The sequence below is a fragment of the Pseudomonas sp. N40(2020) genome (genome assembly GCF_014472415.1).
GTDB lineage: Bacteria > Pseudomonadota > Gammaproteobacteria > Pseudomonadales > Pseudomonadaceae > Aquipseudomonas.
The window spans coordinates 37543-51749 of sequence record NZ_JACSZV010000002.1 but is presented as its reverse complement, the minus strand read 5'-3'; the positions used below and the strand labels follow the sequence as shown (position 1 = coordinate 51749).

Here is a 14207-nt window from a genome sequence, read left to right as displayed (position 1 = left end):
AGATTCAGGGGCTTTTTTGTGGACGGTCGAAAAACCGGCGCAATAAAGAGGGCCGATCAGTCTCGCGACTGATCGGCCCTTTTCTATTCAGACACAGCGGTCAGACATGCTCGCTGCTTTTAGTCTGCACCTTCGGCGCACCGTGCCCATGATCATGCTCCGCATCAGGTTCAATCACCGGCACTTCTTTGCCATCGCAGTCATGCAGTTTGCCGTCGCTGAAGTAATCGCCTTCACGCAGCGCCGCCAGATCGCGAAAACGCAGAGTTCGCTCTTCCGCTGCCGCAAACACCGATTGCTGGTGCGAGTTACCGGTGGTGAAGTGGTTGAACGCCAGGTTGAGCAGGATCGCCATGATCGCCGACGAACTGATGCCCGAATGGAAAATGGTCGCGAACCAGCTCGGGAAGTGATCGTAGAAGTTCGGCGCAGCAATCGGGATCATGCCGAAACCGATCGAAGTGGCGACGATGATCAGGTTGACGTTGTTGCGGTAATCAACCTTCGACAGGGTACGAATACCGCTCGCTGCCACCGTGCCGAACAGCACGATACCGGCGCCGCCGAGTACCGAAGTCGGCACCGCCGCGATCACCCGGCCCATGAACGGCAGCAGGCCGAGAATCACCAGAAACAGACCGCCAGTGGCCACCACAAAACGGCTCTTGATCCCGGTTACCGCTACCAGCCCGACGTTCTGGGCGAAGGCGCTTTGGGTGAACGAGCCAAAGATCGGCGCAAACATACTCGACAGCATGTCCGCACGCAGACCATTGCCCAGCCGTTTTGAGTCAACCTTGGTGCCGATGATTTCGCCGACGGCCAAAATGTCCGCCGAGGTTTCCACCAGCGTCACCATGACCACGATGCACATCGACAGGATCGCGGCGAAGTGGAACGTCGGCATGCCGAAGTGAAACGGCGTCGGGAAGCCGAACATCGGGCCGGTGGTGACGCTGGAAAAATCCGCCATGCCGAGGAACACCGCCAGCACGGTACCGATCACCATGGCTAACAGGATCGACAGACGTGAGATGGTCGAGCTGCCGACCTTGCTCAGCAGCAACACCAGTACCAGCGTAACTGCCGCCAGACCGATGTTCTGCATGCTGCCGAAGTCCGGCGCATGGCTGTTACCGCCCATGGCCCAACGCGCGGCCACCGGCATCAGCGTCAAACCGATGGTCGTGATGACGATGCCGGTCACCAACGGTGGGAAGAACTTGGTAATTCGCGAAAACACCGGGGTAATCAACAGCCCGATCAGCGAGGCCGCTATCACCGCGCCAAGCACCGACTGGAAGCCGCCCTCCCCGCCACTGCTGACGATCGCCACCATGGTCGCAACGCCGGAGAACGACACGCCCTGCACCAGCGGCAACTGACAGCCAAAAAACGGCAGACCCAGGGTTTGCAGCAACGTCGCCAGCCCCCCCGCAAACAATGAAGCAGCAATCAACAAACCAATGTCCGCCGGCGACAGCCCGGCCGCCTGACCGATGATCAGTGGTACCGCGACGATACCGCCATACATGGTCAGAACATGTTGCAGGCCGTAAGCCATATTCGCGCCGACCCCGAGATTTTCGTCCTCGGGCCGTTGGTGTGAAACATGGGGCGTTTTCATGGTTGGGGGGTTCCCTGGTTTTTGTTATGCGCACACTGTATTCAAAACTCGCGACAAGTGTCTATATCTTTGTATACAACTTTCCAACCGTGCGTCATCTAATCCGCAACCTACGAACAGGGTTGAGTCCACGCCCCGCGCGTGGCAGGATCCAGCCGAGACGCCGTATGGACTAACGGCAGATCCCGCCCCCAAGGGCCTGAAAAAGGACTTCAGCATGAGTGGAAAACCAGCCGCACGCGTAACCGACGCCACCTCTTGCCCGGCACACGCCGGACAGAAAATCACCGCCGGTTCCCCGGACGTATTCTTCGACGGCTTGCCAGCCGCCCGATTGGGTGACCCCGCCTCCTGCGGCAGCGCCATCAAAAGCAATACTTCCGCCACTGTATTTATCAATGGAAAAATGCAGCCATTCAAGGCAGCTTGGGTTCCCACGGTGACGTTATCGTCGGTGGTTCCGGAACCGTCATCATTGGCCATAGCGGCGGTGGCGCACCGATCACTCCCGTTGCGCCGATCAATTTGGGCTTCGACGAACAGTTCACTTTGCTGGACGCCGACGGCGAACCGGTTCCGGACTTCGCTTACAAAATCACGACAGCATCGGGCGTCGTATTTCGCGGAGTGACAAATGAACTCGGACTGACCAAGCGGGTATCCACCCGCGCCAGCGAGCAACTTCATCTTGAACCTGACGACCTGGCTTGAGTATTCAACGTCGATCAGCTGAAAACACAAAGGAGCTGTAACTCGCATGGCGCAGGCAATCTTGAACAATAACCGGGCAACCTCGAACGCCCAGTCCGGCAGCACTCACACTGCAGCCGTCATCACCAAGTACACCAAGCGCGCGAACGACGACGGTTGGCTGGCGGTAAAACTGGATTCGACCGGCTTGCTGGTAGCCTTGTGCGAGTTCACCAAAGTCACCCTCATCAAAGAGTCCGGAGGTCGGACGTATTTCCGGATTGCCGATGGCAATTCGGAGTTCGCCGGAGAGACTGCCAGCCTGAAAAGCGAAAACGCGATGCAATTTTTGACGGACGCTCCGACCTCCGGCCAAGCAACCGTGAAAGTCAAATATGTGGGTGCTCCGGCATATGCCGTGTCAGAGTTCAAAGGCCGGCGCCTGCAACAATGGGCGCAAGTCAGCTTCAACGGCCAGACGGCCAAGGTGACACTCAACACGATCTGGGATGAGAACTACACGCCGATACCTCCTGGCCGCCATCGGATCATGGCCCCCGACCGCTCCCATGCCAACGTTTCCACGGGCGGCTACAAGGTAAAAGCCAATCTGCATTGCACAGACGTCTGGTTTCCAATCGAACTGCAGGGCAAGAAGGGCAACAGCAGCCGTTACATACACGTTGGCCACATTTCCGAGGGCTGCGTAACCTTCTATGAGCTGGCCAAATGGAATGATATCTACGACTACCTGATCTGCCGGCGAGTCAAAGGTGAAGGCGGAAAATATGTCGGCGAACTGCTGGTGGAGAAATAATTGAAACGGCTGCTACTTATCCGATTGATACCCGCGCTGTTGCTGGTAATTGCCAACAGCGCCAGTGCCGACTTTGGCTGTGATGACTTTCTGTCGAAGCTCGCAGACAAGCCATCGTTTGTTGAATTCAAAGGCTGCAAGCAGGCGCTTGACCGCATGGGCCAGCCATTTTCAGCCAGCTATGAAGTATCCGGGGCCAATGCTTCTAAAGCCGAACAGTACCTTGAGCAGCACTTCGGGATATCGCCGATCACGCGCGCCTGTTGTGTCTGGGACTCGACCCAAAATGGTTTCAGAGATCCAGCAACAGGCATCAACTACCTGATCAGCATTGGCTCAGAGGAAACAGAGGTCAGGCAACGAGAGTCATGGGCCAAGATCAATCTCTTCACGATCCAGGTCGATGCCTACGCTGAAGATCCCTGACCAGGCTCGATAAGGCGTCTGAGCACCGGCCTCAACAACTGTGGGCTCGCGACCCTTATCCCGAACTCAACCTCAAGCAGATCGAGTAGATCCTCTACATCCGCGACATCACGCCGCTCGCTCTCGCCGCCGATGCGATGGATCGCGAAACTGCCGTTGTTCAACGTCTTGCGCCAGCCATTACCCGTGCGCGCGACCATCAGCCGATTGGCGAACGGTGATTCCGGATGGGTCGAGACGTACCAGTTGCCGATGGTGAAATCGATGTCCTCCTGGCGCTGTAGATCGAACAGGTACATCGACCGCCATTCTCCCGCGACGTTGGCGCGCAGCATGTAACCATCGTTCTGTTTTTCGATGCGATACGGTTCGTGTGGAGTGGCTTGCTCAGCCTCGGTGTCGAGGATCAGCGGTGCAGTCGGCACCATGCCACCGAAACCGACATCAGTGATGTAACGCACGCCGTCGAGTGTCACCAGACTCAAGCGGTGCGTGCGCGCGGTCCAGGTGCCCTCGGGCTGATTCATCACTACTCGCCCACTGATCGCCCGAACGTCGAAGCCCAATTCAGACAACAGCGCAAAAAACAGGTGATTGAGCTCGTAGCAGTAACCGCCTCGGCCATCGTGCAGGACTTTCTGTTCAATTGACGCAAGATCGATCATTACCGATGCACCGGTAATCGTCGCGAGGTTTTCGAAGGGGAAGACGCCGGTGTGACGCAACTGCAGCTGACGCAAGGTTTCCAGCGTCGGCGCCGGCGGTGCATCGAAACCCAGGCGTTGCAGATAAAGCGTCAAACTCGTCAGGCGTGGCTCACTCATTGCTCAGTCCTTTTGCATGGGGCCGCAGGTCACTGCGTTGATGGTCGCCATGTATACGGGATCGGGCACTGATTTCGACAATTGATTTCACCAATCGCCTCTAGCGTTTCTTGCGTGAACCAATACGAATCCACGTCGGCGCATGGTCACTGGCATGCGGTTCGTTGCGCACCCAGGCGTCTACACCGGCCTCGTGCAGATAAGGACTCAGCGCCGGGTTGAGCAGCAGATGGTCGATGCGCAAACCCGAGTTGGTTTGCCAGTGGTTACGAAAATAATCCCAGAAGGTGTAGAGGCGATCGTCCGGGTAGAGATGTCGCAGCGAATCGGTCCAGCCCTGGTCAAGCAAGCGCTGATAACACTCGCGACTCTCGGGTTGCAGCAACGCATCCTTGAGCCATGAGCGGGTGTTGTAGATGTCCATGTCCGTGGGCACGACGTTGTAGTCGCCGGCCAGCACCACGGGGTGATCGCTGCCTTGAAGATCCTTCGCGTAACTGATCAGCCGCTCGAACCAGGCCAGTTTGTAATCGAACTTCGGCCCCGGTTGCGGGTTGCCGTTGGGCAGATACAGACAACCGACCAGCACGCCATGTACGGCGGCTTCCAGATAACGGCTGTGCTTGTCTTCGGGATCGCCCGGCAAGCCTCGGCGACTTTCCAGCGGTTGCGCATCACGGGCGAGAATCGCCACACCGTTCCAAGCGGCCTGTCCCTGCCAGATTGCGCCATAACCGGCCGCTTCCAGCTCGCCGGCGGGAAACGCGCTATCGAGCGATTTCAGCTCTTGCAGGCAAACGATGTCCGGTTGCTCGCGCTTGAGCCAATCAAGCAGGTTGGGCAACCGTGCGCGCAGGCCGTTGACGTTGAACGTGGCGATCCGCAGGTTTTTCATCGTCCGGGCTCCTGCCGGTAGGGATAGAAATAGTGACCCTGCGGCCACCGCACTGGTTGCATCGGATCGTCTCGCTGCGGCGTAATAGGCGTTCGTCATTCGCCCGCACTGCCGAGACCAGAATTCCATGCAAACCAAGCTTGAAGGCCAGCGCATCCTTCTGCGCCCGCTTCAGTACAGCGACGCCGCCGACCTGCTCCAAGCCGCCGCCGACGGCGAGTTGTGGAACCTCACCGTCACCGTCGTGCCCTCGGCGACCACCGTCGATAGCTACCTGAAAAAAGCCCTTGATGGCCGCGAGGCCGGGACGGTGATGCCGTTTGTCATCGTGCTGAAGGACAGCGGCGAGGTGATCGGTTCTACCCGTTTCTGGAAGATCGACGCGCTCAACCGCAAACTGGAAATCGGCAGCAGCTGGATCTCGGCGAGCTGGCAGAAATCCTTCGTCAACACCGAAGCCAAATACCTGCTGTTGCGTCACGCCTTCGAAGTGCTGAACTGCGTGCGCGTGCAGTTCACCACCGACGAGAACAACCAGAAATCACGCCATGCGATCCTGCGCCTCGGTGCGCAGCAGGAAGGCATCGTCCGCCACGAACGGATCATGCCGGACGGGCGCAAGCGCAACTCGGTGCGTTTCAGCATCATCGACGACGAGTGGCCGCAAGTGCGCCTGCACCTGGAGCAGAAACTCGCCAGCTACAAGTAACGCAGGATCACTCAGGCGCGATTGCGCAGCCACTGCAAAAAGCCTTTCTTCGGCACGACCACCGGCTCGTCCTGAGTCAGGGCCTGGGCTTTGTGCAGCCGGTAATCAAGCAAGGTTTTCATGGCATCGCTGATATCGTGACGGGCATCCAGGCACGGTTTCAGATAGGTTTTTTCGATGCGGTACAAAGCGCAGAAGGTCTTTGCGGTAAACGTGGCGGGCACCGACGAATCGGAAAGAATGCCTGCCTCGCCGATCACTTCGCCCGGCCCCATGCGTCCGGACTCGAACGGTGCGCCATGGCGCATCAGTGCCACCGTAACCACGCCGGACTCAATGATGAACAGGTGGTCGCTGACCTCCCCTGCCCCCAGAATCTGCTCGCCGGCGCGGAAGGTTTGCAGGGTCATGTTCTGGCTGAAGGTGTCTTTCTCTTCCTGACGCAGGGTCGAGAAAATCGGCGAGCTGTCGAGCAATGCCCGTGGCCGCGAGAGATTGCCCGCCACGACAGGTTCGACGCTCGACAGCAGATTGACCCCGGATGCCTGCAAGTGCCGATACGCCAGATCGAACAACTGATTGCGCACCACACGCTTTTCGCCCATCGACGCGACGAAACCACTGATCTCGTACTCCGAACCGCTGCTGCCAGAACTTTTCAACGCCACACTCGGCGCCGGTGTTTCCAGTAATTGACGGCAGCCTTGCATCGCCCGCTCCAGCGCATCGATCACCGAACTGGGTCGCGCATGCGGGCTGACTTGCACGCTGACCGAGACGCCGAACATGTTGCTCGGCCGACTGAAGTTGATGATCTTGGCCTTGGCCGCCAGCGAGTTGGGAATGACCGCCATGCTGCCCTGGCTGGTTTGCAGACGCGTGGCGCGCCAATCGATGTCAGTGACCCGCCCTTCGGTGCCGTCGATGGAGATCCAGTCATCCAGTTGATAAGGCTTGGTGGTATTGAGCACGATCCCGGAAAACACGTCACTCAATGTGCTCTGCAAGGCCAGACCGACGATGATCGCCAAAGCGCCGGACGTCGCCAGCACGCCTTTGACCGGCAGATCCAGCACGTAGGCCAGCGCCGCAATGATTGCGATCAGGAAAATCACCGCACCCAGCAAATCCTGCAGCAACCGCCCGGTGTGCCCGACACGCTGCATCATCACTGCGCCGATCAACACCGTCAGCGTGCGTGCGCCGAACAGCCACCAACCAATCTGCAAACCGGTCGCCGCCAGATGCAGCGGCACGTTATCGACCCATGGCGCGGGCTCCATCGGGTTGAGGCCTTCGTTGAACAGCAGAACGCTGAACAACGTGAATATCAGTACTCGCACCAGCAGTTTCCACTCGCTGCCATGGGAACTGATCAGACGCCACAGACCGAGATCGAGCAGGATCAGGATCAACGCGCAAAACAACGGGTGTTCGCTCAGCAGAGACAGCATCAAACAACTCCGACGGGGGCCAATCGCGAGAAGATCGCACAGATTGGGGACAGTGTAGGAGTAATTGATTTCAGAGAACGAACACCCGCCAAAAAACACCGCAATATCCAATGTAGGAGCTGCCGCAGGCTGCGATCTTTTGACGTTGATTTTTAAAGGTCAAGATCAAAGGATCGTCCGATCGCGGCCCGAGCCTGCGGCAGCTCCTACAGGGTGAGTGTCAGCCGTGCATCCGGCCAAAGCGCCCGGACTGGAAGTCGGCGAAGGCCTGATGGATTTCCTGCTCGGTGTTCATCACGAACGGGCCGTGACCGACGATTGGCTCGTCGATCGGCTCGCCGCTGAGCAGCAACACCACCGAATCCTGGCTAGCTTCGAGGGTGAGTTGCTGGCCATCGCGTTCGAACAACACCAGTTGCCCTTGCTCCGCTGATTCCTGTCCATTGATCTGCACCGAGCCTTTAAGCACTACCAGCGCCGTATTGCGGCCATCGTGCAGATCCAGCGTCAGCAACTTGCCAGCGTTCAGGCGCAGATCCCACACATCGATTGGCGTGAAGGTGCGCGACGGCCCCGTGTGACCGTCGAACTCACCGGCGATCAGACGCAAGCTGCCGGCGTCGTTCTTGAGCGCGATGCTCGGGATGTCGCTGTCCAGAATGGTCTGGTAGCCCGGCTCGGCCATCTTGTCCTTGGCCGGCAGGTTGACCCACAGCTGAACCATTTCCAGTTTGCCGCCGGTTTTGGCGAAGTTTTCCGAGTGGAACTCCTCATGCAGGATCCCGGAAGCCGCCGTCATCCATTGCACATCGCCCGGGCCGATAGTGCCGCCACTGCCGGTGGAGTCGCGATGCTGCACTTCACCGTCGTAAACAATCGTCACGGTTTCGAAACCACGGTGTGGATGCTGACCAACGCCACGTCGCTCGGTGGTCGGGGTGAATTCGGCAGGCCCTGCGTGATCGAGCAGCAGGAACGGGCTGATGTGTTTGCCCAGGTTGTCGTAGGAAAACAGCGTCCGCACCGGGAAACCATCGCCGACCCAATGGCCGCGCGGGCTGGTGTAGATACCGATGATGTTTTTCATGGTTGGCTCCAATTGGGTAAGTCACGCAATGGATTGAGCTTAAATCCATGACGATTAATGCACTAGACGGCAAAAACCGGCCTCATTGTTCTATCTGAAGAACAGTGAGCCCGCGGACAGAGTCAAAACCGAGGCGCCGCCATCGCGGGCAAGCCCGGCTCCCACAGGGGTCTCCAGTGAACTCAGATTTTGCGAACACCAGAGAAACCTGTGGGAGCGGGTTTGCCCGCGAAGAGGCCAGGCCAGACAACACAATTCCCGCAAAAGATTCATGACTTGTGATCAAAAGTGCTTTGCCACACCAACGGTTTTTCTCACGGATGCAGACGCGGATACTCCTGCCCATTCCCACTGCAACCCTGGAGTCCTCAATGTCTGTCCCCGCTTTCGGTCTTGGTACGTTTCGCTTGCAAGGCCAGGTGGTCATCGATTCGGTAAGCACCGCCCTTGAGCTCGGCTACCGGGTCATCGACACCGCACAGATTTACGAAAACGAAGCCGATGTCGGCGCGGCCATCGCCGCCAGCGGTATTCCTCGCGAAGAACTGTTCATCACCAGCAAGATCTGGGTCGCCAACTTCGCCAAAGATCGCCTGATCGCCAGCCTCCGGGAAAGCCTGGAAAAACTGCAGACCGACTACCTCGACCTGACGCTCATCCACTGGCCATCGCCGGAAGACCAAGTGCCGGTCGAAATATTCATGGGCGCGCTGCTGGAAGCCAAACGCCTGGGCCTGACCCGACAGATCGGTGTTTCCAATTTCACCATCGACCTGATGAAACAAGCGATTGCTGCGGTCGGCGCCGACAACATCGCGACCAACCAGATCGAGCTGCATCCGTACCTGCAAAATCGCAAAGTGGTCGAGTTCGCCCAGAGTCAGGGCATCCAGATCACTTCGTACATGACCCTGGCTTACGGCGAAGTGCTGAAGGATCCGCTGATCCAGCAGATCGCCCAACGCCTGCACGCCACCCCGGCGCAAGTCACCCTCGCCTGGGCCGTGCAATCGGGTTACGCGGTGATCCCGTCGTCGACCAAACGCGCCAACCTGCAAAGCAACCTCGGTGCCACGGCACTGACGCTGAGCGAAGCCGACATGGCGCAAATCGCCACGCTGGATCGCGGCCATCGTCTGACCAGCCCGAAAGGCATTGCGCCCGTCTGGGATTGAAGGCTCAGGCTCGAAGACGTTGCGCGAGGCTTTGCATGGCCTCGCGCAATTGATTGAGTGCCATGATCACCGCGACGGCTTCGGCCTCGCGGCAAGCCTGTTCAAGGTCTGCGCATGCCGAAACCACGCGCGCGGCACCGACCATCTGCGCACCACCCTTGATGTGATGAGCCAGCTCGCGCAGCCCTCCACGGTCATGCTCATGCCCCAGATTGTCCAGTCGTTGCAGATCGAGATGCAGGCTGTTCAGCACTTCTCCGCGCAAGCGCTCGATCATCGATTGATCATTGCCGGCCATCTGCTCTAGCGTACCCAGGTCGATTTCTGTCAGAGCAATTTGTTCATTCGAGTCGACATCACTCTCGCAGTGGCTCACGCCATTCAATGCCTGCTGCAGATCATGCAGGCGAATCGGTTTGAACAGACATTCATCCATGCCGGCGTCGAGGCAGCGACGTTTCTCCTCGATCTGCGCATTGGCGGTAAACCCGAGGATCAGGCAGGGTGGCCGGCCGCTCGCGACCTCTTCGTCACGGATGGTCCGTGCCAGTTCATATCCATTGCGTCGCGGCATGTTGCAGTCGGTGATCACCACATCGAACAGCTGCGCACGCCAATGCTCCAGCCCTGAATGGCCGTCCTCGGTGTCGACCGTACGATGCCCGAGTTCACTCAACTGCCAGCACAGCAACAAACGGTTGACCGGATGATCGTCCACCACCAGAACGCTCAGTGAGCACGCAGTCGCACCCGACGTTTCAGCGGTGGGAGGCTTTTGTGCGAGTGCGTCCAGCAGAGGCAACTCAAGACTGACTGTAACTTGCGTCCCGCGGCCAGGCTCACTGTCGAGGCGCACCGCGCCGCCCATCATTTCGCACAGACTGCGACTGATCACCAGGCCCAGTCCGGAACCGCTGCGCACCGATTGCGCGTGATTGCTCGCCTGCACGAACGGACTGAACAGCCGTTGCCGATCCTGCGCACTGATGCCGATTCCGCTGTCTTCGATAACCACTTTCACGGCCAGTCGCTCGGCCGACAATGGCGTCACACCAAGGCGCAGACTCACTTCGCCGTTTTCGGTGAACTTGATCGCGTTGCTCAGCAGATTCGACAGCACCTGCTTGAAGCGCGTCGGGTCAATCAACACATCGACGTCGCTGTACGCATCGAGTTCGATGTGCCACAGCAAGCGTTTCTGCCGCGCCAGCCCCTCGAACACCCGGCAGACCGATACCACCAGTTCACGCAGGTTCGCCCGTTCCGGGGCGAGGGACAAATGCCCGGTTTCAATACGCGCGATGTCGAGAATGTCGCCGATCAGGGCGAGCAGTTGTTGCCCGGCGTTGGACGCGACCTGAATCGCCAGGCGATCAGTCACCCCCTCTTCTGCTCGTTTCAGGGCCAGTTCGAGCATGCCGATCAGCGCGTTCATCGGTGTGCGGATTTCATGGCTCATGGTTGCCAGAAACGTGGTCTTGGCGCGATTGGCGTCGTCCGCAGCCTCTTTGGCCTGCTGCAATTGCTGCAACCATTGCTGCCGCTGGCGGATCTGCCGACGCTGAAAACCGATCCACCCCAGCGCCAGCACCAGCAAGCCCGCCGCACCGGCGAAGCCAAAGAAAATCTCGCGACGATGACGCAGCCAGTAGCTGTCCTCCACCACCACATCATGACTCCAGCGCTCAACCAGTTCGTCCATCTGTTGCGGGGCAATGCTCAGCAGTGCCTTGTTCAGGATCGAATGCAGCATGAGCGCCTGCGGCGCTGTGGCCAGCGCGATACGGGCCGGTTGATCGCCGACGGTGCTGGCGATGCGCAGACGCTCGCGGTAATGCCGGGCAAGCAGGTAACGGGCCACCACCAACGAACTCACAGCGGCATCAGCCTGCCCCATGGCGACCAACTCCATACCTTCGGCGGGGCTCTTGACTTCGATGAAGCGCAATCGAGGTACGCGCTCCTGCAGATAACCACGCAACGGATGGCCGCGATAAATCGCCAGGCGTCTACCCTCCAAATCATCCAGATTGCGCGGACTCTGCGACGTTAACGCACTGACCAGCACAAACGGATTGTTCAGGTAAGCCCGGGTGAATTGCAGTTCGGTTTCACGTTCGCTGCTGGGCGTCACCACCGGCAGCACGTCCAGTTCACCCGCCTTCAGTTGCTCGATCTGACGATCCAGCGAATCCCCGCGCACGATCTCGAAATTCAGCCCGCTGCGTTGGCTGATCAAGGTCAGCAGTTGCGCCGAAAGTCCGCTGAAGCGGCCGTCGGCATCAAAAAAAGTCAGTGGCGCGAAATCTCCAATGCCGCCGACCCGCACCACAGGATGTTGATCCAGCCATTGCAACTCGGCGGCACTGAGTTGCACCCGGGACTGTTCGGCCATATCGGCAACACCGGCACTCCAGCGCTGCTCGATACGTTGTCGACGCTCCATGGGAATGGCCAGCAACGCCTTGTCGATGATGCGCTTGAGGCGCACATCGCTGCGCAACAACGCAAAGCCGAATGGATTGGCATCCAGCCCTGACGGCCCGGCCAATTGCAGGTCGTTGCGATAATTGGTGTTGATCAAGTAATTGGCACTGATGAAGTCGCCCAGATAAAAATCATCAGTGCCGAACGCCACTGCGCCGAGCGCATCCATCGCCGAAGAGTAAAGTTGCACGCTCGCCTCGGGGTAGAACGCCTGCACACTCGCCAGCGGCAGATAGTCCTCGACCATGGCGACGCGCTTGCCTGCCAGGTCCAACGGCAAGGCTTCGTCGAGGCGGCTCACCAGCATCGGCTGATCCTCGGCATAGGCACGGGACAGAATGAATGCCGGGTCGGCCGCCTCAAAACTGTTGGACGTGCCCAGCAAATCTACCTCGCCGCGTTTCAGCGCAGCCATGACTGCATCACGGTCGGCAAAGCGCCGGACTTCGATACGGAGACCGAGCAACTGGGCGAGCAGATCAGCGTAGTCGGCCGTGAGCCCTTCCAGCTCATGCTGATTGCGGGTGATTTCGAACGGTGGGTAATCCGGCCCGGAAATGCCCATGCGCAACACTGCGTGTTGACGCAACCATTGGCGGTCCGGTTCGTCCAGGCGAACCTGAATATCCTCCGGCCCGGCGCGGGTCAGCACTTGCAGCACTTGCGACGCATCCGTTGCCCCGCAGGTGGCCACAAGGCTCAGCCACACCCAGCACACCCGCCCTGCGAGGCTCATGTTTGCTCGCTCAGATCAAATGATTGCGCTTGGCGAAATCGCGCAAGTGCACCGCTGAACAGACCCCAAGCTTCTTCATCAACCGGGTTTTGTAGGTACTGATGGTCTTGTGGCTAAGGTGCATGTCCTCGGCAATCGCCTTGTTGGCCTTGCCCTGCCCCAGTTGTACGAAAATGCTCAGCTCGCGATCAGAGAGTTGATCGATCATCTGTTTTTCCGTGGACTGCACTGCGTTCAACACGCTGACATTATCCGGCAGCGCGCAAAAATAGGTGTAACCCGACATCACCGCTTGAATGGCCTTATGCAGTTGTTGCAACTGATTGGTTTTGGTCACGTAGCCCATTGCCCCGGCGCGCAAACAGCGCTCCTGGTAAAACAAGGGGTCATGGGAACTGAACACCAGGACTCGGCAGTCAAGGTCGTTGGCCCTTACCCGCATCAGCACATCCAGCCCATCAGGTGCCGGCAAATGCAGGTCGAGTATCACCAGACGGGGTTTGTGCTCGCGGATCAACGCCAGCACCTCATTACCATTGGCGGCTTCGTAGATTTCCTTGAACCCTTCGGCTTGCAGCACGATGCGGATGGCGGCGCGCACCACTGGATGATCGTCGACGATCAGCGCTGACTTCATGAGCACTCCCGGTGCAACAGTTAACGATGACCGCTGGTATGGGTTGATCCAGACTCAGTGGCTGCGCAGAGACTGTTACACGGAACGGCAAATGAAGCACCTGTCAGGTCTGACAGTTGCGATAAACGTTTTTCTATGCGTAAGCCCGGCGCTGCACGGGCTGTTGCTGCTGCAACTGGGGAACGTCGACGATCGACATCAAGTGCCAGATCGCCTGCGCACTGGGCAACTCCGCATGATTGATCTGAACGTTTTCCTGCGCGAAGCCTGAAACCACTTGCAGCGGCGCCGAGGGTTCGTTGTAGATCAACGCATGACGCACCTGTGGGTTATCGAGAAGAAAACCCAACAAATCCAGCGTGCCTGCTGCCAGTTCGGCGTTGATGATCACGACATCGAACGGTTCACACCCATAGTCCACCAGCGTCAGCAGCTCGGCGAGGCTCTGCACCGGCGCCACGCGAAAGTAGTCGAGGCCGTTTAGCAGACGCTCGATTTTCAGCCGGTGGAAATGCTGTGGGTCGGCGATCAGGATACGCAGGGCTTTATTGATCATGCTCGATCTCCTGGTGGTTACGATTTCGAGAAGCGGCAAGACTACGCAAGCTTCGTAACGGACTCTGTAGGACTATTCCTAAAAAAA

12 protein-coding genes and 1 pseudogene are annotated in these 14207 nt (G+C 58.7%); 5 read left to right on the top strand and 8 right to left on the bottom strand.

The window, feature by feature from the left end; all coding sequences use genetic code 11:
- Nucleotides 1–100 precede the first annotated feature (100 nt).
- On the bottom strand, nucleotides 101–1627 hold the full coding sequence (locus IAI51_RS01730; protein ID WP_187676917.1) for a nucleobase:cation symporter-2 family protein: 1527 nt from the start codon (nucleotides 1625–1627) through the stop codon (nucleotides 101–103).
- 217 nt (nucleotides 1628–1844) lie between these two features.
- Here IAI51_RS01730 and IAI51_RS01725 point away from each other — a divergent pair.
- The 3 genes and pseudogenes from IAI51_RS01725 to IAI51_RS01715 all read left to right on the top strand — a co-directional run bounded on the left by IAI51_RS01725 (nucleotide 1845) and on the right by IAI51_RS01715 (nucleotide 3560).
- A pseudogene (locus tag IAI51_RS01725) lies at nucleotides 1845–2338 on the top strand (PAAR domain-containing protein).
- Between the two features lie 46 nt (nucleotides 2339–2384).
- Nucleotides 2385–3134, top strand: a complete 750-nt coding sequence (locus tag IAI51_RS01720; protein ID WP_187676916.1) for a hypothetical protein — start codon at nucleotides 2385–2387, stop codon at nucleotides 3132–3134.
- The gene (locus tag IAI51_RS01715; protein ID WP_187676915.1) at nucleotides 3135–3560 is read left to right on the top strand and encodes a DUF4952 domain-containing protein; all 426 of its coding nucleotides are present in this window, start codon (nucleotides 3135–3137) and stop codon (nucleotides 3558–3560) included.
- On the opposite strand, the gene IAI51_RS01710 is transcribed toward IAI51_RS01715, so the two are convergent.
- A complete protein-coding gene (locus tag IAI51_RS01710) occupies nucleotides 3542–4384 on the bottom strand; it encodes an arylamine N-acetyltransferase family protein (protein WP_187676914.1) in 843 nt (280 codons plus the stop codon). The genes IAI51_RS01715 and IAI51_RS01710 overlap by 19 nt on opposite strands.
- 100 nt (nucleotides 4385–4484) lie before the next feature.
- Nucleotides 4485–5279 carry an exodeoxyribonuclease III gene (gene xth / locus IAI51_RS01705; protein ID WP_187676913.1) on the bottom strand — a complete coding sequence of 265 codons (795 nt, stop codon included), beginning with the start codon at nucleotides 5277–5279 and terminating at the stop codon, nucleotides 4485–4487.
- Between the two features lie 127 nt (nucleotides 5280–5406).
- On the opposite strand from xth, the gene IAI51_RS01700 reads away from it, so the two are divergent.
- Nucleotides 5407–5988 (top strand): GNAT family N-acetyltransferase, encoded by a 582-nt coding sequence (locus IAI51_RS01700; protein WP_187676912.1) that lies wholly within the window; start codon nucleotides 5407–5409, stop codon nucleotides 5986–5988.
- 11 nt (nucleotides 5989–5999) lie between these two features.
- Here IAI51_RS01700 and IAI51_RS01695 read toward each other — a convergent pair whose 3' ends face one another.
- On the bottom strand, nucleotides 6000–7442 hold the full coding sequence (locus IAI51_RS01695) for a mechanosensitive ion channel family protein (RefSeq protein ID WP_187676911.1): 1443 nt from the start codon (nucleotides 7440–7442) through the stop codon (nucleotides 6000–6002).
- Between the two features lie 220 nt (nucleotides 7443–7662).
- Nucleotides 7663–8529: a pirin family protein gene (locus tag IAI51_RS01690; protein WP_187676910.1), complete on the bottom strand. Its 867-nt coding sequence runs from the start codon at nucleotides 8527–8529 to the stop codon at nucleotides 7663–7665.
- A 371-nt stretch (nucleotides 8530–8900) separates the two neighbouring features.
- Here IAI51_RS01690 and dkgB point away from each other — a divergent pair, with 371 nt between their 5' ends.
- A complete protein-coding gene (gene dkgB / locus IAI51_RS01685; protein ID WP_187676909.1) occupies nucleotides 8901–9704 on the top strand; it encodes a 2,5-didehydrogluconate reductase DkgB in 804 nt (267 codons plus the stop codon).
- A gap of 4 nt (nucleotides 9705–9708) precedes the next feature.
- Here dkgB and IAI51_RS01680 read toward each other — a convergent pair whose 3' ends face one another.
- The 3 genes from IAI51_RS01680 to IAI51_RS01670 form a co-directional block, all read right to left on the bottom strand.
- Nucleotides 9709–12927, bottom strand: coding sequence for a transporter substrate-binding domain-containing protein (locus tag IAI51_RS01680; protein WP_187676908.1), 3219 nt, complete (start codon nucleotides 12925–12927; stop codon nucleotides 9709–9711).
- A 10-nt stretch (nucleotides 12928–12937) separates the two neighbouring features.
- Nucleotides 12938–13564 (bottom strand): response regulator transcription factor, encoded by a 627-nt coding sequence (locus IAI51_RS01675; protein ID WP_187676907.1) that lies wholly within the window; start codon nucleotides 13562–13564, stop codon nucleotides 12938–12940.
- Nucleotides 13565–13697: 133 nt separating this feature from the next.
- Nucleotides 13698–14120: a chemotaxis protein CheY gene (locus IAI51_RS01670; protein ID WP_187676906.1), complete on the bottom strand. Its 423-nt coding sequence runs from the start codon at nucleotides 14118–14120 to the stop codon at nucleotides 13698–13700.
- Nucleotides 14121–14207: the final 87 nt, after the last annotated feature.

Coding starts and splice junctions, on each gene's coding strand:
- IAI51_RS01730 (WP_187676917.1), bottom strand. CDS start 1,627: ATGAAAACGCCCCATGTTTCACACCAACGGCCCGAGGACGAAAATCTC.
- IAI51_RS01720 (WP_187676916.1), top strand. CDS start 2,385: ATGGCGCAGGCAATCTTGAACAATAACCGGGCAACCTCGAACGCCCAG.
- IAI51_RS01710 (WP_187676914.1), bottom strand. CDS start 4,384: ATGAGTGAGCCACGCCTGACGAGTTTGACGCTTTATCTGCAACGCCTG.
- xth (WP_187676913.1), bottom strand. CDS start 5,279: ATGAAAAACCTGCGGATCGCCACGTTCAACGTCAACGGCCTGCGCGCA.
- IAI51_RS01700 (WP_187676912.1), top strand. CDS start 5,407: ATGCAAACCAAGCTTGAAGGCCAGCGCATCCTTCTGCGCCCGCTTCAG.
- IAI51_RS01695 (WP_187676911.1), bottom strand. CDS start 7,442: ATGCTGTCTCTGCTGAGCGAACACCCGTTGTTTTGCGCGTTGATCCTG.
- IAI51_RS01690 (WP_187676910.1), bottom strand. CDS start 8,529: ATGAAAAACATCATCGGTATCTACACCAGCCCGCGCGGCCATTGGGTC.
- dkgB (WP_187676909.1), top strand. CDS start 8,901: ATGTCTGTCCCCGCTTTCGGTCTTGGTACGTTTCGCTTGCAAGGCCAG.
- IAI51_RS01680 (WP_187676908.1), bottom strand. CDS start 12,927: ATGAGCCTCGCAGGGCGGGTGTGCTGGGTGTGGCTGAGCCTTGTGGCC.
- IAI51_RS01675 (WP_187676907.1), bottom strand. CDS start 13,564: ATGAAGTCAGCGCTGATCGTCGACGATCATCCAGTGGTGCGCGCCGCC.
- IAI51_RS01670 (WP_187676906.1), bottom strand. CDS start 14,120: ATGATCAATAAAGCCCTGCGTATCCTGATCGCCGACCCACAGCATTTC.